This window comes from Streptococcus oralis (genome assembly GCF_001578935.1).
Taxonomy (GTDB): domain Bacteria; phylum Bacillota; class Bacilli; order Lactobacillales; family Streptococcaceae; genus Streptococcus; species Streptococcus oralis_R.
The window spans coordinates 442,717-464,119 of record NZ_KQ969521.1 but is presented as its reverse complement, the minus strand read 5'-3'; the positions used below and the strand labels follow the sequence as shown (position 1 = coordinate 464,119).

19 protein-coding genes and 2 pseudogenes are annotated in these 21,403 nt (G+C 39.9%); 9 read left to right on the top strand and 12 right to left on the bottom strand.

Features of this window, described 5'->3' with window-relative positions:
* On the top strand, positions 1–232 hold a 232-nt coding region (locus tag SORDD15_RS02295; RefSeq protein ID WP_196756204.1), incomplete at its 5' end, for a gamma-glutamyl-gamma-aminobutyrate hydrolase family protein.
* Here SORDD15_RS02295 and radC read toward each other — a convergent pair.
* The 4 genes and pseudogenes from radC to SORDD15_RS02275 form a co-directional block, all read right to left on the bottom strand.
* A pseudogene (gene radC, locus SORDD15_RS02290) lies at positions 229–910 on the bottom strand (RadC family protein). The gene SORDD15_RS02295 and the pseudogene radC overlap by 4 nt on opposite strands.
* Before the next feature lie 42 nt (positions 911–952).
* Positions 953–3,243: pseudogene (gene pcrA, locus SORDD15_RS02285) on the bottom strand (DNA helicase PcrA).
* An 88-nt stretch (positions 3,244–3,331) separates the two neighbouring features.
* Positions 3,332–3,844, bottom strand: a complete 513-nt coding sequence (locus SORDD15_RS02280; RefSeq protein ID WP_061413970.1) for a GNAT family N-acetyltransferase — start codon at positions 3,842–3,844, stop codon at positions 3,332–3,334.
* Between the two features lie 73 nt (positions 3,845–3,917).
* Positions 3,918–5,588 carry a formate--tetrahydrofolate ligase gene (locus SORDD15_RS02275; RefSeq protein ID WP_061413968.1) on the bottom strand — a complete coding sequence of 557 codons (1,671 nt, stop codon included), beginning with the start codon at positions 5,586–5,588 and terminating at the stop codon, positions 3,918–3,920.
* Between the two features lie 228 nt (positions 5,589–5,816).
* Between SORDD15_RS02275 and coaB the strand changes: the two genes are divergently transcribed.
* Genes coaB through SORDD15_RS02260 form a run of 3 tightly spaced genes read left to right on the top strand, consistent with a single transcriptional unit; the run spans position 5,817 to position 7,616 of the window.
* On the top strand, positions 5,817–6,506 hold the full coding sequence (gene coaB, locus SORDD15_RS02270) for a phosphopantothenate--cysteine ligase (RefSeq protein WP_061413966.1): 690 nt from the start codon (positions 5,817–5,819) through the stop codon (positions 6,504–6,506).
* Positions 6,507–6,517: 11 nt separating this feature from the next.
* A complete protein-coding gene (gene coaC / locus SORDD15_RS02265) occupies positions 6,518–7,069 on the top strand; it encodes a phosphopantothenoylcysteine decarboxylase (protein WP_061413964.1) in 552 nt (183 codons plus the stop codon).
* Complete coding sequence (locus SORDD15_RS02260) at positions 7,053–7,616, top strand: ECF transporter S component (protein ID WP_061413962.1); 564 nt, start codon at positions 7,053–7,055, stop codon at positions 7,614–7,616. Before coaC ends, SORDD15_RS02260 begins: the two co-directional genes overlap by 17 nt.
* 40 nt (positions 7,617–7,656) lie before the next feature.
* On the opposite strand, the gene SORDD15_RS02255 is transcribed toward SORDD15_RS02260, so the two are convergent.
* Positions 7,657–8,016, bottom strand: coding sequence for a hypothetical protein (locus SORDD15_RS02255; protein ID WP_061413961.1), 360 nt, complete (start codon positions 8,014–8,016; stop codon positions 7,657–7,659).
* 135 nt (positions 8,017–8,151) lie between these two features.
* On the opposite strand from SORDD15_RS02255, the gene SORDD15_RS02250 reads away from it, so the two are divergent.
* Complete coding sequence (locus SORDD15_RS02250; protein ID WP_000354636.1) at positions 8,152–8,679, top strand: ECF transporter S component; 528 nt, start codon at positions 8,152–8,154, stop codon at positions 8,677–8,679.
* Between the two features lie 11 nt (positions 8,680–8,690).
* Complete coding sequence (locus tag SORDD15_RS02245; RefSeq protein ID WP_061413959.1) at positions 8,691–9,206, top strand: transcription repressor NadR; 516 nt, start codon at positions 8,691–8,693, stop codon at positions 9,204–9,206.
* On the opposite strand, the gene SORDD15_RS02240 is transcribed toward SORDD15_RS02245, so the two are convergent.
* The 7 genes from SORDD15_RS02240 to SORDD15_RS02205 form a co-directional block, all read right to left on the bottom strand.
* Positions 9,203–9,670 (bottom strand): 8-oxo-dGTP diphosphatase, encoded by a 468-nt coding sequence (locus SORDD15_RS02240; RefSeq protein ID WP_061413956.1) that lies wholly within the window; start codon positions 9,668–9,670, stop codon positions 9,203–9,205. The genes SORDD15_RS02245 and SORDD15_RS02240 overlap by 4 nt on opposite strands.
* Before the next feature lie 23 nt (positions 9,671–9,693).
* Entirely contained in the window at positions 9,694–10,137 is a 444-nt protein-coding gene (locus SORDD15_RS02235; protein WP_061413955.1) for a hypothetical protein, read from the bottom strand.
* A gap of 66 nt (positions 10,138–10,203) precedes the next feature.
* Complete coding sequence (locus SORDD15_RS02230) at positions 10,204–10,671, bottom strand: hypothetical protein (protein WP_231097609.1); 468 nt, start codon at positions 10,669–10,671, stop codon at positions 10,204–10,206.
* 495 nt (positions 10,672–11,166) lie between these two features.
* Positions 11,167–11,670, bottom strand: coding sequence for a hypothetical protein (locus SORDD15_RS02220; protein WP_061413950.1), 504 nt, complete (start codon positions 11,668–11,670; stop codon positions 11,167–11,169).
* Positions 11,671–11,828: 158 nt separating this feature from the next.
* Positions 11,829–13,643 carry a DUF2971 domain-containing protein gene (locus tag SORDD15_RS02215; RefSeq protein ID WP_061413948.1) on the bottom strand — a complete coding sequence of 605 codons (1,815 nt, stop codon included), beginning with the start codon at positions 13,641–13,643 and terminating at the stop codon, positions 11,829–11,831.
* Positions 13,644–13,659: 16 nt separating this feature from the next.
* The gene (gene uvrB, locus SORDD15_RS02210) at positions 13,660–15,648 is read right to left on the bottom strand and encodes an excinuclease ABC subunit UvrB (RefSeq protein ID WP_061413947.1); all 1,989 of its coding nucleotides are present in this window, start codon (positions 15,646–15,648) and stop codon (positions 13,660–13,662) included.
* A 76-nt stretch (positions 15,649–15,724) separates the two neighbouring features.
* Positions 15,725–16,678: a CPBP family intramembrane glutamic endopeptidase gene (locus tag SORDD15_RS02205; protein WP_061413946.1), complete on the bottom strand. Its 954-nt coding sequence runs from the start codon at positions 16,676–16,678 to the stop codon at positions 15,725–15,727.
* A gap of 172 nt (positions 16,679–16,850) precedes the next feature.
* On the opposite strand from SORDD15_RS02205, the gene SORDD15_RS02200 reads away from it, so the two are divergent.
* From SORDD15_RS02200 to zwf, 3 genes are all read left to right on the top strand, one after another.
* Positions 16,851–19,016 (top strand): ABC transporter substrate-binding protein/permease, encoded by a 2,166-nt coding sequence (locus SORDD15_RS02200; RefSeq protein WP_061413945.1) that lies wholly within the window; start codon positions 16,851–16,853, stop codon positions 19,014–19,016.
* On the top strand, positions 19,016–19,756 hold the full coding sequence (locus SORDD15_RS02195; RefSeq protein ID WP_061413944.1) for an amino acid ABC transporter ATP-binding protein: 741 nt from the start codon (positions 19,016–19,018) through the stop codon (positions 19,754–19,756). The genes SORDD15_RS02200 and SORDD15_RS02195 overlap by 1 nt, the downstream gene beginning before the upstream one ends.
* A gap of 141 nt (positions 19,757–19,897) precedes the next feature.
* Entirely contained in the window at positions 19,898–21,385 is a 1,488-nt protein-coding gene (gene zwf / locus SORDD15_RS02190; RefSeq protein ID WP_061413942.1) for a glucose-6-phosphate dehydrogenase, read from the top strand.
* Positions 21,386–21,403: the final 18 nt, after the last annotated feature.

Below are 21,403 nucleotides of genomic sequence, written 5' to 3'. Positions count from 1 at the left end.
CCGAGAGATCTATGGAGAAATCTCTCATATCAACTCCTTCCACCACCAGAGCATTAAAGATCTAGCCTCAAATCTTAAGGTTGTAGCACATGATCCTAAAGATGGAATCATTGAGGCTGTGACAACTACGGACGGCTTTCCTTATCTTGGTGTTCAATGGCATCCTGAATTTCTCTTTGAAAACCGCCCCAAAGATAAAACGCTATTTGACTATGTTGTTAATGAACTCTAAATCAAATCCGTCTTTTCACGGTAACTAAAGTAATCCGAGTGAGAGACAATCAGATGATCCAGAAACACAATTCCCATCAGTTCGCAGGCCTCCTTGACTAGCTTAGTGACATGGTCGTCATTTCGACTAGGAGATACAGCACCGGATGGATGATTGTGAACGAGAATCACGGAAGTTGCCATATGCTTCAAAGCATAGTGAAGGATTTCTCTCGGTTCAGCAATGCTGCGTGTCGCAGATCCGATAAAAATAGTTTGCTGATGAATGATTTGATTTTGAGTATTGAGATAGAGCGCCACTAGGTGCTCTTGTTTTTTGTCGCCAAGTTCCTGTTGCATTTTCTTGGCTAGCTTTTGACTACTGAGAATACTTTCCATCTCAAGGGTTTCATGTTTGTGAATGCGATGTCCCAGTTCAATCACCGCTTGTAATTCAATGGCCTTAATCCGTCCAATACCAGACAGACTCTGCAATTCCTGCAGGGTCATTTTTTTTTAAATCAGTAAGACTAGTCAGACTATTCAAGACTTTCTGAGCGATTTCAAAAACGTTGGCCTGACGCGTTCCCGTTCTGAGCAGAATAGCTAGTAATTCTTGATTGCTCAGAGCCTCTACTCCTTCTTTAACTAGCCTTTCTCTCGGTAAGAGTGAATCTTCTTGGAATGAAATACTGTACATAAAAATCCTCCTCACTTTATTATTCGTGAGAAGGATGAAAAATTAGATTTTTTTCTCAATTGGGGCTACACTAGCTAAGAGTTTTTTCAGACCGACTTCTGGGAAATTTATTTTCAATTCCTGAGTAGCGCCACTACCCGACACTTCAAGGACTGTTCCTTCACCCCACTTTTTGTGAAGTGCAATATCTCCAATAGACCAACTTGTACTAGTCGAATCTTTTTTATTTCCAGCTGCAAACTGTCCAAATGGGAGACCACTTGACTGGATAGAGCTTGGTGCAGCATTGCGTTTCCGTTCTTGAAGGGCCTGAGCTAAGCTCATACCTTGACCGAAAGCAATCCCACCACTGCTATAAGAGGCTTTAAAGCTAGTATTCGCTGGACGGGCCAAACCTTGATACTCAAGCAAGTCCGAACTAATTTCATTGATGAAACGAGTTGGACGATTGTAGCTAGTACGACCAAAAAGCAAGCGTGAGTTGGCATTGGTCAGATAGAGGATCTTTTCTGCGCGTGTGATACCGACATAGGCCAAACGGCGTTCTTCTTCTAGCTCATCTGGATCTTCAGCTGCGCGGCTAAGCGGAAAGACATTTTCCTCCATCCCGATGATAAAGACAACTGGGAACTCAAGTCCCTTAGCTGCATGGAGTGTCATCAAAGTCACTTCTGATGTCTCCTGACTGCCTGAATCTGTGTCTGCAATCAAAGCCAAGTCATTCAAGAAACGACTGAGTTTATCTAAACCTGTTTCCTCTTCTTGACTATCAGGGTTGTCATCAAAGTTTTTGGTAACAGATAGGAACTCTTCGATATTTTCAACCCGAGCCTTGCTTTCTAAGGTCGCTTGGGCATTGAGAATATCGATATAACCTGTTTTTCTAGAACAGCCTCCACCAGCTCGGTGATGGTTAATTGATCCAGTTTTTCCCGCAAATCCAGAATCATATTGGCAAAGTCCCAAATTGACTGTGCTGCTTTTCCTTTGATGCCAGACAACAGGATATTGGCTGAAGCATCCAGCATAGACATATCTTGCATATTCGCAAAGTCGCGAATTTTCTCAACGGTTCCTGGGCCGATTCCACGTTTTGGTTCGTTAATAATGCGCTCAAAACTGATATTGTCACTTAAATTAGCAATAAGATTCAGATAAGCAATAATATCACGGATTTCCTTACGGCTGTAGAACTTGGTCCCGCCGACCATAGTATAAGGAATATTGGACTTTAGGAGGGCCTCCTCAATAGTACGGGATTGTGCATTAGTCCGATAAAGAACTGCAAAATCCTTGTGGAGGAAGTTTTGACTGCGACCAAGTTCATCGATGGTTTTGGCTACAAAAACAGCCTCGTCTTGTTCGTCATTTGCGCGATAGTAAATAATCTGCTCTCCATCCGCATTCTGGGTCCAGAGATTCTTGGGGCGACGGTTTTTATTGTTTTTGATGACGTCATTGGCGGCTTGGAGAATGGTTTTGGTTGAACGATAATTCTCCTCTAACAAAACAACCTTGGCTTGAGGATAATCCTTTTCGAAGTCCAAGATATTCTGCATATCAGCACCACGCCAACCGTAGATAGACTGATCCGCATCTCCAACCACACAGATATTTTTAAAGCGTGAAGCCAAGAGTTTAACCAGTTGGTACTGAGCATGGTTGGTATCTTGGTACTCATCCACATGGATGTACTGGAACTTCTGCTGATAGTAGGTCAAAACGTCAGGATTTTGATCAAAGAGACGCAGGGTCAGCATAATCAAATCATCAAAGTCAACGGACTCTGACTGACGAAGCTCTTTCTGATAGGCTGTATAACACTGGGCCACGATTTGCGTGTACATATCACCAGCTTGGGCAGCATAAGCCACATCATCAATTAGGTCATTCTTAGCATTGGAAATGGTTCCCAAAATAGTCCGTTCATTCCATTTTTTCGGATCTAAGTTTAATTGCTTGAGAATGCGTTTCATGAGGGTTCGCTGTTCTCCGGGATCTACAATGGTGAAGTTCCGGTTGTAGCCAATATGATCCGCATCGCGACGCAGGATACGAACACACATGGAGTGAAAGGTCGCAATCAGACAGTCCTGGGTGGCTGGGTTGAGCCCATAGGCACGCTCCTTCATCTCACGCGCCGCCTTATTGGTAAAGGTAATGGCCAAGATATTCCAAGGATTGACCATCTTTTCATCGATCAAGTAAGCAATCCGATGAGTCAAGACCCGTGTTTTCCCAGATCCGGCCCCCGCCATGATCAATAAAGGGCCTTCTGTTGTTTGAACGGCTTCTGCCTGACGGTCATTCATCCCGTTTAATAGTGGGTTCATTCTTTCTCCCCTTGTTTTGAAATCAATATTTCTATTATACCAGAAATTAGGGAAAATATCTTTACCTAGACTGGTTGCGTGTTGAATTCTATTCTCTCATATCATTAGGAGGAGTCAGTGACTTTTGCATCCAAACGATATCATGCCATTTTCCAAACTTATAACCTATCTTAGGGAAATGAGCTACTTGTTCATAGCCCCTCTTTCGGTGAAGAGAAATGCTCCTATCATTTGGCAAAGCGATACAAGCTAAGAAGCGTAAGTAACCCCTAGACACTAGTTCCTCCTCCAGACAGTCATAGAGTAGACTCCCTAACCCTCGACCTTTGGCTTCTTGATGCAAGTAAATTGACACTTCAACTGACCAATCATAGGCTTTCCTATCATAATAGGTGGAAGCATAGGCATATCCCAAAATTTTGCCTTCTTCCTCTAGCACTAGATAAGGATATTTGAGCAATGTCTTTTGGATTCTTCCTTGAAATTCTTCAACACTTGGCACCTCGTATTCAAATGTAATGGCTGTATTAAGGACATAGGGAGCATAAATAGCAAGTAGTTCTGGAATATCAGACTCCCTTACTGTACGAATCGTTGGCATAAATTCCCCTCTCTAAAATCGAAAATGAGCTTGGAAAGCTTTTCCAAACTCATTTGAAATCAATTGCAATTTACTAGAACAAGCCTAGAACAGTTCCATCGCTTTCAACATCCATGTTAAGAGCGGCTGGTCGTTTTGGAAGTCCAGGCATGGTCATCACATCACCAGTAAGTGCTACGATAAAGCCTGCACCGAGTTTTGGTACCAATTCACGAATGGTAATTTCGAAGTTCTCTGGTGCTCCAAGGGCATTCGGATTGTCTGAGAAACTGTATTGAGTTTTAGCCATACAGATTGGCAATTTGTCCCAACCGTTTTGAACGATTTGAGCGATTTGCGTTTGAGCTTTCTTCTCAAAGTTCACTTTACTACCGCGATAGATCTCAGTAACAATCTTTTCAATCTTTTCTTGGACAGAAAGGTCATTGTCATAAAGACGTGTATAGTTGGCTGGATTTTCAGAGATTGTCTTGACAAGCGTTTCGGCAAGCGCTACGCCACCTTCAGCCCCATTCGCCCAGACACTTGCTAGTTCAACTGGCACATCAATAGAAGCACAAAGTTCTTTCAAGGCTGCAATTTCAGCTTCTGTATCAGAGATAAATTCGTTAATCGCCACAACTGCTGGAATTCCAAATTTGCGGATGTTTTCAACGTGGCGTTTCAAGTTAGCAAAACCTGCACGAACTGCTTCTACATTTTCCTCTGTAAGAGCGTCCTTAGCTACACCACCATTCATCTTAAGGGCACGGAGGGTTGCGACGATGACAACAGCATCTGGAGATGTTGGCAAGTTTGGTGTCTTGATATCAAGGAATTTCTCAGCACCAAGGTCTGCCCCAAAACCAGCTTCAGTAACTGTGTAGTCCGCTAAATGAAGGGCTGTGGTCGTTGCTAAAACAGAGTTACAGCCATGAGCAATATTGGCAAATGGACCACCGTGTACAAAAGCAGGTGTTCCGTAAATTGTCTGAACCAGATTTGGTTTGATAGCATCCTTCAAAATCAATGCTAAAGCCCCCTCAACCTGCAAATCACCAACAGAAACTGGCGTACGATCGTAACGATAGCCGATAACGATATTCGCCAAACGACGTTTCAAGTCTTCAATATCGGTTGCTAGACAAAGAATAGCCATGATTTCAGAAGCTACGGTAATGTCAAAACCGTCTTCACGTGGAATCCCGTTAAGCGGACCACCAAGTCCCACTGTCACATGACGAAGCGCACGGTCATTCAAGTCCACAACCCGCTTCCAAAGGATACGACGTTGGTCAATTCCTAGCTCATTTCCTTGGTGTAAGTGGTTGTCAATCAAGGCAGAAAGAGCGTTGTTAGCAGTTGTAATGGCATGCATATCACCGGTAAAGTGAAGGTTGATGTCTTCCATTGGCAACACTTGGGCATAACCACCACCGGCTGCACCACCCTTAATCCCCATTACTGGGCCAAGAGACGGTTCGCGAATAGCAATCATGGTTTTCTTACCAATCTTGTTCAAGGCATCCGCAAGACCAATGGTAATAGTTGATTTCCCTTCACCTGCTGGCGTTGGGTTAATGGCAGTAACCAAAATCAATTTTCCAACTGGATTGCTCTCAACTGCACGAATTTTATCAAAGCTGAGCTTAGCCTTGTACTTCCCGTACAATTCCAAATCGTCGTAAGAAATACCAAGTTTCTCAACAACATCAACGATTGGCTTCAACTCAATACTCTGTGCGATTTCAATATCTGTTTTCATTCAAAACTCCTCTAACCTCTAATATGATAATTCATTATAACACAAAACAAGATTTTTAACATCATTAAACTCTCTAAACGTTCGTAAATATCCTGGATTTCAAGATTTTTAGGGCCCTTTGAAAAATTTTATATGGCTTTATAGTTATAAACTATAGTGTAGCTTTGTTTTAGCAAAATTTTATCGCTTTCATTTTACTTACTGTTTATTTTTGTGTACAATAGTCCTATGAAAATTTTAGTTACGTCAGGCGGTACCAGTGAAGCTATTGATCAGGTTCGCGCTATTACCAACCACTCAACCGGTCAGTTGGGGAAAATTATCACAGAAAAGTTACTAGCAGCAGGTAACGAAGTTTGTCTGATTACAACGAGACGAGCTGTCAAACCAGCCCCGCATCCTCAGCTAACGATTCGTGAAATTATCAATACTCAAGATCTCCTAGAAACCGTTAAGAGTGTTGTTCAAGATTATCAGGTCTTCATTCATTCAATGGCTGTGTCTGACTACACACCTGTTTATATGACAAGTTTAGAAGAAGTCGCAAGTATCCCGAATGTAGCAGACTTACTCAGCAAGAAAAACGAAGAAAGTAAGATTTCCTCAAAAGAAGAAGTGCAGGTGCTCTTTCTCAAGAAAACACCCAAAGTCATCTCTCTCATTAAAGAATGGAATCCTGCTATTCATCTGATTGGTTTTAAACTGCTGGTTGATGTCTCTGAGGATTATCTCATTGAGATCGCACGAAAGAGTCTTATCAAGAACCAAGCAGACTTAATCATCGCAAATGACCTGACACAAATTTCAGCAAACCAGCATCATGCAATCTTTGTTGAGAAAGAGCAACTTCAAACCGTTCAAACCAAAAAGGAAATAGCAAACCTCCTTCTTGAAAAAATTCAAGCATACGATTCATAGAAAGGAAAGCTATGGCAAATATTCTCATCGCAGTGACAGGTTCCATCGCCTCCTATAAATCAGCTGACCTAGTCAGTTCCTTGAAAAAACAAGGCCATCAGGTCACTGTCTTAATGACTGAGGCAGCGAGAGAGTTTATCCAACCGTTGACACTACAGGTCCTCTCTCAAAATCCTGTCCACCTTGATGTCATGAAGGAACCCTATCCTGATCAAGTCAATCATATCGAACTAGGAAAAAAAGCTGACCTTTTTATTGTTGTCCCTGCTACTGCTAATACCATCGCAAAGTTAGCCCATGGATTTGCGGACAACATGGTGACAAGCACAGCGCTTGCTCTGCCAGACCACATCAAAAAGTTAGTCGCACCAGCCATGAATACAAAGATGTATGACCATCCGGCAACTCAGGCTAATCTAAAAACATTAGAGACCTATGGTTATCAGATTATCTCTCCAAAGGAATCTCTACTAGCCTGTGGCGATCACGGCAAAGGCGCCCTAGCTGACCTGAATACTATTTTACAAAACATAAAGGAAACCCTCGATGAACAAACGCTCTAACATTGCACCAATTGCGCTCTTTTTTGCCAGTATGATTGTGCTTCATTTACTGAGTTCCATTCTTTTTAATCTCCTACCCTTGCCCATCAAACCAACCATCGTTCATATTCCAGTAATCATTGCTAGTATCATCTATGGCCCTCGAGTTGGTGTTACACTTGGTTTCTTGATGGGGCTACTTAGCTTAACGGTCAACACGATCACCATCCTTCCAACCAGCTACCTCTTCTCACCATTCGTACCGAACGGAAACATTTACTCTGCGATTATCGCTATTGTTCCTCGAATTTTGATTGGTCTGACACCTTACTTGGTTTATAAATTATTAAAAAACAGAACAGGTCTCATCTTTGCTGGTGCTCTTGGTTCCCTTACAAACACCGTCTTTGTCCTTGGTGGAATCTTCTTCCTTTTTGGAAATGTCTTCGATGGCAATATTCAAAAACTCCTGGCAACCGTTATTTCTACAAACTCAATTGCCGAGCTTGTCATCTCTGCCGTTCTAACAGTAGCGATTGTTCCCCGTCTCGAAACCTTGAAGAAATAAAAAATAACTCCACTTTCATCCTGAAGGTGGAGTTTAGCATTTAAAACATGAGAAACAGCAATAGAATGTGAAAGCCAAAGCGCAGGAGCTGATATGAAAGAGGTGTAGGTTGCTGACTTTTTTGGCTATCCAAGTATAGGGTTAGAGATAGTAAAACCAAACCAAATGCAATCACCAATCTGACGAAATAAGCAATTTCTAGTATTGCTGCCATCAAAAGAAAACCTAATAAAGGAAGGCTAAAGAGTGAAACAGCCAGACTGCTTGCTAATAGAGAGAGTAGCGACAGGACCAATAAACTATAAACTAGGAAGCGAGTCCAACCTGAGACTACTTTCCCTTCACTTTTCTGTTTTGACATCATCACGATTACCACGATTAGGTAAACAAAAAGTATCATCACAATTTCTCCTCAGTTCCTATTATTCTTTACCACATTTTAACCAAATTTTCCTGAAAAATCAATAATGCTTCTTGACTTGATTGGTGATTTATTGTACTATACTTGTGTATATACAGATAAATGGAGGTTCTTATGGATATACGGAAAAAAACGCAGTTTATGACCATGACTGCACTGCTCACAGCAATCGCGATTTTGATTCCAATCATTATGCCTTTTAAAATCGTCATCCCACCAGCTTCTTACACTTTAGGAAGCCATATCGCCATCTTTATCGCCATGTTCCTATCACCTTTGATGGCTGCTTTTGTGATTATTGCTTCGAGTCTAGGCTTCCTGATGGCAGGCTACCCTATGGTTATCGTACTGCGCGCCTTTTCTCACATCGTTTTTGGTATTTTGGGAGCATTTTACTTAAAAAAATTCCCTGAAACCTTGGATAAACCAAAGGCATCTTGGATTTTTAACTTTGTTTTGGGTGTTGTTCACGCTATCGCTGAAGTACTAGCTTGTATCATCTTTTATGCTACTTCAGGGACAAACGTTGAAAATATGTTTTATGTTCTCTTCGTCCTAGTTGGTTTTGGAACAATTGTCCATAGTATGGTAGACTATACATTAGCACTAGCTGTCTATAAAGTGCTTCGAAAACGTCGCTAAAAGGAAAAACTATGACAACGGATCGCAAACAAGCTCTTCTAAAACTATTAAAAGAGGCGCCAAAAGCCCTCAATGGTCAAACCTTGGCTGAACACTTCCATGTCACGCGCCAGGTCATTGTACAGGACATCGCTATTCTCCGAGCAGATGGAGCTCCTATCCTATCCACCAATCGTGGCTATATCTACAAAGAAAATGATGCCAGTCCCTACGTCCACAAACTCTTTAAAGTGAAACATGAACTGGAAGAAATCGGTCAGGAACTACTAGCTATTGTAGACAATGGCGGACGCGTTCAAAATATCTTAATCGATCATCCTGTTTATGGCGAAATTGAAACCCTGCTCAAACTCACCTGCCGCCGAGATGTCCAGCACTTTCTGGAGCAAGTCGAGAATTCAGACTTTAGACCCCTTTCTGAATTGACAGACGGCATCCATTACCATCTTGTTGAAGCTGAGACACAACAAGACCTCCACTATATCGAGGAGGCCTTGGATCAGTTAGGTTATTTGGTAAAAGACTAGAAAATTTCTTTCTCCCAGCCGTCCTCTGTACGGTGACGATAGAAGAACTCAGACTTGTCAGGTGCTTCCATCATTTCCATCAAAGGCAACATATCATAGGCCAGTTCCAAGTTTGGAATCTGGTCTTTTTGCACCCAAGATACTTCTCCTTCCTCTGAGGATTGGAGACTTCCAGTAAACTCTGTCGCCTTGTAACAAAAGACGATGTAGCGTTCACCTGTATCCAGAGGCCAATTTTTAATACCGACCAGTTGGGGATTCTGAATCGTTAGACCAGTTTCTTCATAAATCTCACGAATGACAGACTCGGCAAAGGCCTCGCCATTCTCAACATGTCCTCCTGGAAAGGCATAGCCAGACCAGCGATTGTTTTCGGGTGAACGATACTGCATCACCACGCGCTGGGTTTCGAGGTCTTCAATCAGACAGATGTTGGTTAAAATGGTTGCTTGGGCACGGGACATAGATTTGCTCGCTTTCTAAGTTATTAAAATGTATCTTCGTTGTATTTTACTTCTGACTTCATGATAAAGGGATTAATCAATTCATGATGTTCATAAGTACTATGAACCACAAAACCTCTAACAATGATGATTTCCTTATCTTGTATGTGATAGTCTATATTGATGGAAATGGCTGGATCCGACATAATTGACAAAGCAAAAAATGCTGCAAACCAAAGGTAAAGTGCCACTAATCCACTAAATAATTGAAAAATAAGGTGGTACCATTGAAAATCTCTTGTTTTATAAAAGATTCTCCAGGGATGGATTAAGAAGGTCAAACAAAGAATAAAAAACCAACTATTCCACAAAACTGGAGTAAAGGATAGGCCAAAAACTAACAGTACCAAATGAAGAATCACAAAAGCTAGCAAAGCCAAATAAAGTGTTTTAAATGAAAATAACCTAGTTCGATTTTCTTTTGTCATGATTTTTCCTCTTTTTGTCCTTATATTTCAAAATCACCATCAATATCGCTGGAATGATGAAAAAGATTAGATAGGTAGCAATTGGAAGCCAGATGTAGCGATAATCGATAGATAATAGGGAAGGAATTTTTTAACATTTCTCCCTTTCACCCCAACAAGTAAGTGGAGGAGAAAAATAGGTCCGTTTATGAATAGAAAAGTTTTTAAAAATCCTTGTACTGAAGCCTTATTGCTAAAACCATCTCTAAAAATACCTTGATAGAATGTGTGCACCAAAAAGACAAAATTCATAATAATTGGCAAGACATAGGACATTTCTTGATACGGTTTCGGGATAAGTGGCGTCCCGAACAACACATACATGATACCAAAAATAGATAATAATATTGTACCACCATCCATAAAAGAAGCAATCTTTGAATGTCTTTCCAGCCACAATTGGACGTGAGCTATCAAAGAATACTTTTTCTGGATTTTTCTCATTTGTCTGTTCTGTTGTTTGATCTTCTTTGGTTTCTTAATCTTTCGTTCCATTTGCGCCTCCTTCTTCTCTTTTCTATCTGTATAATCAAAAGCAGAATGCCCAGCCCCAAGAAAAAGAAAAAGAGATAACTTACAATAGGAACCCAGACATAGGCTGGATCCATAGAAATTATAGGAGGGAAATTCGTTGACTTACGACGTCCTAGCCAATTCAGACCTACCAAGAGATGAAAGGGAAAAAGAAGACCATTGAACCCAATAAATCCCCATGAAAAGTAACGCCATTTCTGAAGTTTATCACTACTAAAACGAAAGACAAGGAAATAGGTTGATAAGATCAGAAGGATAAGATTGAAGCTTAAGGGGGAAAGATAGTTTATGTTCGGTAATGGATAACTAATGTAAGAGGCGGTAAGAAATGATACAAACATAGATCCAAATAATACACTCGTATCCAAAAGTTGACCAATCCTTCTGTGCCTTTCCATCCAAAGAAAAATCCTCTTAGTCCAAGAAGACCTTTCTTTTGTCTTGTACTTCATTTGTCTACTCATCTTCATTTTCATCTACTCCTTTTTTTGAGCCTTTAGAGAGAAAGAAGATTGCCAGAGTTAACATCAAGGCTAGAAGGTAGATGACAATAGGAAACCAGATATAGGATGACTCCAGTGAAAACAAAGGTGACAGAACAACTCTTCCTCTTTTTCTCACACCAATCAGTTGAAAAATGAAACTAAGAATATTGATATAAATAAAGGGTTCACAAAATCTTTTAAGGGTCTTTTCTTTTTCCGTTTTCACTGACAAAAAGATAGCATAAAACCTGTTACCCAAGATAAAAAGATTCAATTGCAAGGGAAACAAGAGCTCTCTGTACCGAAAATCAGCTGGAATGATTTTGTTCTGTGATGTTGTAAATTCTATAACTAGGAACAAGATGATATAAAAGAACATATCAAGCATAAATTTGACAAATCGATGCCCTTGTAACCAAAAACGAACAGAATCTAAGCCCAATGAGTTCTCATAAGTTTTCTCTTTCAATTTCATAATAACTTCCCTCTATTTAAAATATATTCTAAAACGTAAAGGTGGTATAGGTTCAAAGTTAAATTTTAAGATTTAAAATTTTTCAATTAAGTTTGCATTATCTATTTTAATCTCACTAAATTCTCTCAAACCACCTTCTGCTTTATGTCACCCTCAACTTAACGATAAGGGATTTTTGAACTTTCTATCTCTATATCAGGATTGGCAAGTTTGAGATAAGGAGCAATATAGTCTGCATCCGTAACCTTTGGACCTAGAATAACTTTTGAGTATTTCAAGGGAGCTAGATTAATGTATACAAATAAATCATATCTGCCATTGTCTTTCGAGCTTAATACAATATACTTTCTGAAATCATGATAGTTAACTTTATCAAAAACTTCTAACCCAATTTCTTCTTTCTTCAAGTATTTCTCATTTGATGAATCATTAGCATCTCTATTAATAATATTTTGTATCGCTGTATCATCTAAATTAATTAAAATACGATACTCCATTTCATACTCATAGTCTTTAACTTTAAAAAGGTAAGAAATCTTCTTCAATTTCTCAGCAAAACTTTTTAATTCTTTTTCAGCTTTCAGCTCTTTCAATTTTTTAAATATCTGTTTTAAATCATCAAGAGATTTACCAACATCTGTTTCATCTTTATTCTCTGACATTAAATCTAAATAATGAACTTTAACAAACTCTATCGATTTATGAGCAACTATATCTTCAAGATAAGATAGATCATATTCAAGGAAGGCGCCTTGAGATGAATCTGCATATTCCTTCCACATAGGTAAACTATCAGATACAATGGTTAGAGAAGATATAAAAACATTTGAAGCTTGATATTGTTGGAAAAACGTATTATCTATACCCAAATAATCATATATTACTCTTCCTTCCATCGGGTCATTTAGTTGCTTGAGATTAGTCAATCGTAAAAATGGAGATTGAGTTTCAGAATTTTTTTCATTTTTCCAGTCAGCTTTTATGAGGTAGTTTGTTAAAGTGTCAATCTTAGTATAATGTCCAAAGGAACCAATTTCTTTCAACTCTTCAGCGTCAACAGTTAATTTAGAACGTATATAGTATATAATCTTATCCGCTTGTTCTAAAAGTTGATTAGCATCAAATGACAGGATGAATTCTGAATCACTTTTCTCATTCAAAATATCATGATCATACTTCTCATTTAACTTAATAGCTTGGTTGCGAATTATATCCGAATCATTTTCTTCTGCTATCTTTCGAACAACATCAATCGAATCTTCAATTATATCATCAAAATGCCTTGATACAAAATCCAAGTATTTCTCAACATAATTAGATTGAGGGTTATTGAAATAATGGTTATTAATTTTTTCGAGATGTTCATTTTTAAAAATAGATAGCAACTTATCTAATTCAAAATACCAATAACAAACAACACTATCAATATCGTAATTTTCAAATATGAATCTGAATAATGATTCTAATTCACTCTTAAAATACATTCTCTTTTCTTCTGGTAAACTATTTTGTCTAAATAGCTGAAGAAAAACTGAAAGTAAATCCGAAATAAAGTATTCTCCATCCTCTAGATTTTCATTTAAAATTAAATCAAGGATTTTAAAGAAATAACTATCATTTTCAAACAGTTTAGAATATTCTTCATATCTTTCGGTTTTAAATAAATAGAAATAAAGAGTATCTAAATAATAAAATATTGCATTCCAACTATATACTTGTGAATTTTTTGATAGTATTTTATTTATGGACTCTAAAATCTCTTTTTGGATAATTTTATCAATATTCTCTTCAAAATCTCTAAAAATATAAAGAATAGGTTCAGCATATTTCAATTGTTCTTCTTCAGATAACTTTAAATATTGATTACTAAAATTTTCAAGTTGGTATTTCAGTTTTTCTTCATTTAAGGAATCAAAATAATTCTTTAATTCGGATTCACTAAATTCACCAGTGAAATAATTTAACTTTTCCATTTCACACTTCCCCTCTCTACCCCAACGCCTTCACTTCCAACATCATATCACGAATCTGAGCTGCGAGTTCAAAATCAAGTACTTCGACGGCTTCTTGCATTTGTTTTTCGAGTTTTTTGACGAGTTCTTTGCGTTCTTGTTTGTTAAGGCTATTGATATCGACTTCCTTGTCCTCTTCCTTAGCAACTGCCTTAGTTACAGCAATCAGGTCACGGATTTCTTTCTTGATTGTTTGTGGGACAATACCATGTTCTTCATTATAAGCCATCTGGATTTTCCGACGACGGGCCGTTTCATCGATAGCACGTTGCATAGACTGAGTCATGGTATCAGCATACATGATGACATGACCTTCACTGTTACGAGCGGCACGTCCAATGGTCTGGATGAGGCCACGTTCGTTGCGAAGGAAACCTTCCTTGTCGGCATCGAGAATAGCTACGAGGCTCACTTCAGGAACGTCAATTCCTTCACGAAGTAGGTTTATTCCGACCAAGACATCAAAGACACCCAAGCGTAGGTCACGGATAATCTCCGTCCGCTCCAAGGTCTTGATATCCGAGTGCATGTACTTGACTTTGATACCCATTTCTTTGAAATAGTCGGTTAAGTCCTCTGCCATTTTCTTGGTCAAGGTGGTAATAAAGGTCCGTTCATTCTTTTCAACACGGGCATTGATCTCACCTAGGAGGTCATCAATCTGTCCCATAGTTGGACGGATTTCCACTTCAGGATCCAAGAGCCCTGTTGGACGAATGATTTGCTCGATCACTGTCTCGGTCTGTTCATTTTCATAGTCACCTGGTGTTGCTGAAACGTATACAATCTGATGCACATGACTTTCAAACTCCTCCCGACGGAGAGGACGATTATCTAAGGCAGACGGCAAACGGAAACCATAATTAACCAGCATTTCCTTACGCGAACGGTCTCCATTGTACATACCTTTGATTTGCCCCATGGTCATGTGACTTTCATCAATCATGATCAAGAAATCATCAGGGAAGAAGTCGAGAAGCGTATAAGGAGGCTCTCCTTCGCTACGACCATCCATATGACGAGAGTAGTTTTCGACGCCGTTGGTATAACCCATCTCACGCAGCATCTCAATATCATACTCTGTTCGCTGTTTCAAACGCTGGGCTTCCAGCAGTTTGCCTTCCTTCTCAAAGACAGCTAACTGCTCTTCTAACTCTGCTTGAATCTTGGCAATCGCAACTTCCATGTGGTCGTCATTGGTCACAAAGTGAGTGGCAGGGAAAATCGCCAAATGATCCACTTCTCCCAATACCTGACCTGTCAAAGCCTCAACTTCACGGATACGGTCAATCTCATCCCCGAAAAATTCTACTCGAAAAGCGTGTTCATCACGAGAAGCTGGGAAAATTTCCACCACATCCCCGCGAACGCGAAATCTTCCCCGTTGGAAATCAATATCATTGCGTTCAAATTGGATATCAACCAAGTCATTCAAAAGTTTATCACGAGAAATCTCCAGACCTGGACGAAGACTAACGACGCTATCAGAATATTCCTTGGGCGAACCCAAACCATAGATACAAGAGACTGAAGCCACGACAATGACATCATTTCGCTCCAAAAGAGCCGAAGTCGCTGAGTGGCGGAGCTTGTCAATCTCATCATTGACAGAGCTGTCCTTCTCAATATAGGTATCACTCGAAGGGACATAGGCCTCAGGTTGGTAATAATCATAGTAGGATACGAAATACTCAACAGCATTCTCAGGGAAAAATTCCTTGAATTCTCCATATAGCTGTCCTGCCAGAGTCTTATTGTGGGCGATAACCAGAGTGGGTTTATTGACTTTGGAAATGACCTGACTCATGGTATAGGTCTTCCCTGTTCCAGTCGCCCCCATCAGAATCTGAGCTTTTTCTCCACCCTCGATATTATCAACCAACTGCTCAATCGCTTGTGGTTGATCTCCTGATGGTTGGTATTTTGATACTAGTTTAAATGTATTATCTGTAATGCGGTTAATCATAAGAATCCTCTCTCGATATGCTATTCCTATTTTAGCATACTTATATCATTTTCACGAAGAAAAGGACGGCCCTAAGTCACATCCTTTCATTTTCTTTCTTTAATTGATAGGCGAGATAGACAATCAGCAGTAACAAGACCAGACTTGTCATGAGGGAACCCTCTAGGCCGAAATCCCCACCTAATAGCCAGCCTTGATCGCCTTGTGGTAAAAAGGTCATCAGCGATGTTCCTGACGGCTGACCGCTAACTAAAATCCCAAAAAGATTTCCCTGAGCAAAATTCCAGGCGCCATGAATACCTGCAACACCCCAAACTGTATCGGTTTTGAGAAGGTAAAGAGCCATGGCAACTCCGAATAAAAAGAGATTCACTAGAGATAGTGGTGTTAGACCAGAATTCCCCATATGAAGCAGGGTAAAGAACAGGCTAGATATAAGAACAGCTAGTTTTAGATTGGTTCTTGAGGCCAATTGAGGAAGGAGCCAAGCACGGGCCACCACTTCTTCTGTTGCCCCCTGTAAAATCCAAAATGGAATGGTAAAAATGACAAAGGTAAGCGAATAAGGATTCAAGTGAAGGGACTCAAAACGATATTGCCCTAAGGCTACTAAACCTAACAAGGTCAGAAGGAAAAGTGCCAGACCTAGCCCAAATCCTTTAAGGAGATTGCTGAGGAAATTTTCTTTATAAAATCCTAAAGTTCGAATAGGTCTTTTCTCAACTTTTCTAGTCCATCTGAACACAGTGTTGAGAATAAAACCGAAGGCCAGCAATTCTAAAATTAAACGAAAGTCACTTGTTTTATCCGTCAAGCTCTGCTGCAAGGTCTGTAAGTAGCTTGCAAGATTTTGATCAGCCTCTCCAAGATTTCTAGCAAGTCCAATGAGAGCTAACAAACTGATACCATACAGACTATAAGCCACAAACTCTCCTATGAAGACAAAAAGAAAGGCTAACAAGGGGCTTGTGTAAATGTTTAAACTCATTTTTGAAGTTTGGAAGTCATTAAATATTCTTTTGTTCTTCATATCCCCGTCCTTTTCTCTTCTATTATATACTAGTATTATAGCACTTTATAGTAGCAATTCAAGAAAGAAAAGAAATAACATATGTTACATTTTCTGACACAGAAATATAAAAATTTGCCTTTTTCTACTTTTTCTGCTATAATGGGAAAATATTCGGAAAAGGAGACTAAAAATGAAGAAAAAAATTCTAGCATTTTTGCTAATTTTATTTCCAATTTTCTCATTAGGTATTGCGAAAGCTGATACTGTTAAGATTGTGTCTGATACAGCTTACGCACCTTTTGAGTTTAAAGATTCAGATCAAACCTATAAAGGGATTGATGTTGATATTATCAATAAAGTCGCAGAAATCAAAGGATGGAACATCCAAATGTCTTATCCTGGCTTTGATGCAGCTGTAAATGCAGTGCAGTCAGGTCAAGCAGATGCTATTATGGCAGGTATGACAAAAACTACTGAACGGGAAAAGGTCTTTACCATGTCTGATACTTATTATGATACAAAAGTTGTCATTGCTACCACAAAGGCAAATAAAATCACCAAATATGAGGAACTTAGCGGAAAAACAGTTGGAGTTAAGAACGGAACTGCCGCTCAACGTTTCCTCGAAAGTATCAAAGATAAATACGGTTTCTCTATTAAAACCTTTGATACTGGTGATTTGATGAATAACAGTCTAAGTGCTGGTGCTGTAAATGCCATCATGGATGATAAACCTGTTATTGAGTATGCGATTAACCAAGGACAAGATCTCAGCATCAATATGGATGGTGAGGCTGTTGGAAGCTTTGCCTTTGGTGTCAAGAAAGGTAGCAAGTATGAACACTTGGTTACCGAGTTTAATGAAGCTCTAGCACAAATGAAGAAGGATGGTAGCTTGGAGCAAATCATCCAAAAATGGACAGCTTCTACAACTACGGCACCCCCAACGACAACTACTGCTGCTGGACAAAAAGCTACTCCAGTGAAAAGCAAGTACATTATTGCCAGCGACTCATCTTTCGCCCCATTCGTCTTTCAAAATTCAAGCAATCAATACACTGGTATTGATATGGACCTCATCAAGGCCATTGCCAAAGATCAAGGTTTTGAAATTGAGATTACCAACCCAGGATTTGACGCAGCCATTAGTGCTGTTCAAGCAGGACAAGCAGATGGTATCATTGCTGGTATGTCTGTAACGGATGCTCGTAAGGAAACCTTCGACTTCTCAGAATCATACTACACAGCAAATACGATTCTCGGTGTGAAAGAATCAAGCACGATTGCTTCTTATGAAGACCTCAAGGATAAAACTGTCGGTGTTAAAAACGGAACTGCCTCTCAAACGTTCCTTACTGAGAATCAAAACAAATACGGCTATAAGATTAAAACCTTTGCAGATGGCGCATCAATGTATGACAGTCTGAATACTGGATCTATTGATGCCGTGATGGATGATGAGCCAGTTCTCAAATATTCTATCAGCCAAGGTCAAAAATTGAAAACGCCAATCGCTGGAACTCCAATTGGTGAAACTGCTTTTGCAGTAAAAAAAGGCAGCAATCCTGAACTCATCGAAATGTTTAATAATGGACTTGCCAACCTAAAAGCTTCTGGTGAATACCAACAAATTTTAGATAAGTACTTGGCTAATGGAACCAGCCAGGCTACTACTTCTACTGTAGACGAAACGACAATCTGGGGCTTGCTTCAAAACAACTACAAACAACTTCTTAGTGGACTTGGAATCACGCTTGCACTTGCGCTTCTATCTTTTGCCATTGCTATTGTGATTGGGATTATCTTTGGAATGTTTAGCGTCAGCCCTTACAAATCCCTCCGCGTGATTTCAGAAATTTTTGTAGACGTTGTTCGCGGGATTCCATTGATGATTCTGGCAGCCTTTATCTTCTGGGGAATTCCAAACTTTATCGAATCCCTAACAGGCCAACAAAGTCCGATTAACGACTTTGTTGCTGGTACCATTGCACTCTCTCTCAATGCAGCCGCTTATATCGCTGAGATCGTTCGTGGAGGGATTCAGGCCGTTCCAGTTGGTCAGATGGAAGCTAGCCGGAGTTTAGGTATTTCTTACAGCAAGACCATGCGTAAGATTATCTTGCCACAAGCAACCAAACTCATGCTCCCTAACTTTGTCAACCAGTTTGTAATTGCCCTCAAAGATACCACTATCGTATCAGCAATCGGACTTGTTGAACTCTTCCAGACTGGTAAGATTATCATCGCACGGAACTATCAAAGTTTTAAAATGTATGCAATCCTAGCTGTCTTCTATCTCGTTATTATCACACTCTTAACCAGATTAGCCAAACGTTTAGAAAAGAGGATCCACTAATGGCAAAATTAAAAATCGATGTCCATGACCTCCATAAACAGTATGGAAAAAATAAGGTTTTAAAAGGAATCACGACCCAATTTTATGAAGGAGATGTTGTATGTATTATTGGACCATCAGGGTCCGGTAAATCAACTTTCCTCAGAAGTCTCAACTTACTAGAGGAAGTTTCGGGGGGTCACATCACTGTAAACGGCTATGATTTGACTGAAAAGTCCACCAATGTTGACCACGTTCGTGAAAACATTGGAATGGTCTTCCAACACTTCAACCTCTTCCCCCACATGTCTGTTTTAGACAACATCACCTTTGCTCCTATCGAGCACAAGTTGATGACTAAGGAAGAAGCTGAGAAATTGGGAATGGAGTTGCTTGAAAAGGTTGGACTAGCAGATAAAGCTAATGCCAACCCAGATAGCCTATCAGGTGGGCAAAAACAACGTGTGGCCATCGCTCGTGGACTAGCAATGAATCCAGACATCATGCTCTTTGATGAACCAACTTCTGCCCTTGACCCTGAGATGGTCGGAGACGTACTGAACGTTATGAAGGAATTAGCTGAGCAAGGCATGACCATGATTATCGTAACCCATGAGATGGGATTTGCTCGTCAGGTTGCTAACCGTGTTATCTTTACTGCAGATGGCGAGTTCCTTGAAGACGGAACACCCGATCAGATCTTTGATAATCCACAACACCCACGTCTAAAAGAATTTTTGGATAAGGTGCTAAATGTTTAAACACTAACTGCGAGGTATTCCCTTGCAGTTTTTTTCTAACTTTGTATTGGATTTTTATTTTTTTGGAAAATTATGATAGAATAAAATGTAAATTGACCTCTCCCAATTAGGTTGAAAATAAATAGAAATTAGGTAGCTTATATGTCCTCAAAAGCTGTTATTACCATATTTGGAGCCAGTGGAGATTTGGCAAAACGTAAATTGTATCCTTCACTGTTTAGACTCTATAAATCAGGCAATCTTTCCGAGCATTTTGCAGTTATCGGAACAGCTCGTAGACCTTGGAGTAAGGAATATTTTGAATCTGTGGTAGTCGAGTCCATCCTTGACTTGGCAGACAGCACCGAGCAAGCGCAAGAGTTTGCGAGTCATTTCTACTATCAGAGCCATGATGTCAATGATACAGAACACTACATTGCTCTACGTCAATTGCAGTCTGACCTGAATGACAAATACCAAGCTGAACACAACAAGCTCTTCTTCTTGTCTATGGCACCTCAGTTCTTTGGAACCATTGCTAAGCACCTCAAGTCTGAAAACATTGTAGATGGTAAAGGTTTTGAGCGTTTAATCGTTGAGAAACCATTTGGTACAGATTACGCAACTGCAAGCAAGTTAAATGATGAACTCCTAGCAACATTTGACGAAGAACAAATTTTCCGTATCGACCATTATCTTGGTAAGGAAATGATCCAAAGTATCTTTGCAGTTCGCTTTGCCAACTTGATTTTTGAAAATGTTTGGAACAAGGACTTTATCGACAATGTTCAAATTACCTTTGCTGAGCGCTTGGGTGTAGAAGAACGTGGTGGCTACTATGACCAATCTGGTGCCCTCCGCGACATGGTACAAAACCATACTTTGCAACTTCTTTCTCTGCTTGCCATGGATAAGCCAGCCAGCTTCACAAAAGATGAGATTCGTGCTGAAAAAATTAAGGTCTTTAAAAACCTCTATCATCCAACTGATGAAGAGCTTAAAGAACACTTTATCCGTGGTCAATACCGCTCTGGTAAAATCGATGGCATGAAATACATTTCCTATCGTAGCGAACCAAATGTCGATCCTGAATCTACAACAGAAACCTTCGCATCTGGTGCCTTCTTTGTAGACAGCGATCGCTTCCGTGGTGTTCCCTTCTTCTTCCGTACTGGTAAACGTCTGACTGAAAAAGGGACTCATGTCAATATCGTCTTTAAACAAATGGACTCTATCTTCGGAGAACCACTTGCTCCAAACATTTTGACCATCTATATCCAACCAACAGAAGGCTTCTCTCTCAGCCTAAATGGGAAGCAAGTCGGTGAAGAATTTAACCTCGCACCAAGCTCTCTGGATTACCGTACAGATGCTACTGCTACTGGAGCTTCACCAGATCCATACGAGAAATTAATCTACGATGTCTTGAACAACAACTCAACCAATTTTAGCCACTGGGATGAGGTAAGTGCTTCGTGGAAATTGATTGACCGTATCGAAGAGCTCTGGGCTGAAAATGGTGTCCCACTTCATGACTACAAAGCCGGAAGCATGGGGCCACAAGCTAGCTTTGACTTACTTGAGAAGTATGGAGCCAAATGGACCTGGCAACCAGATATCGCCTATCGTGAAGATGGTCGTTTAGAATAGCAAAAATATCCTGCAAGA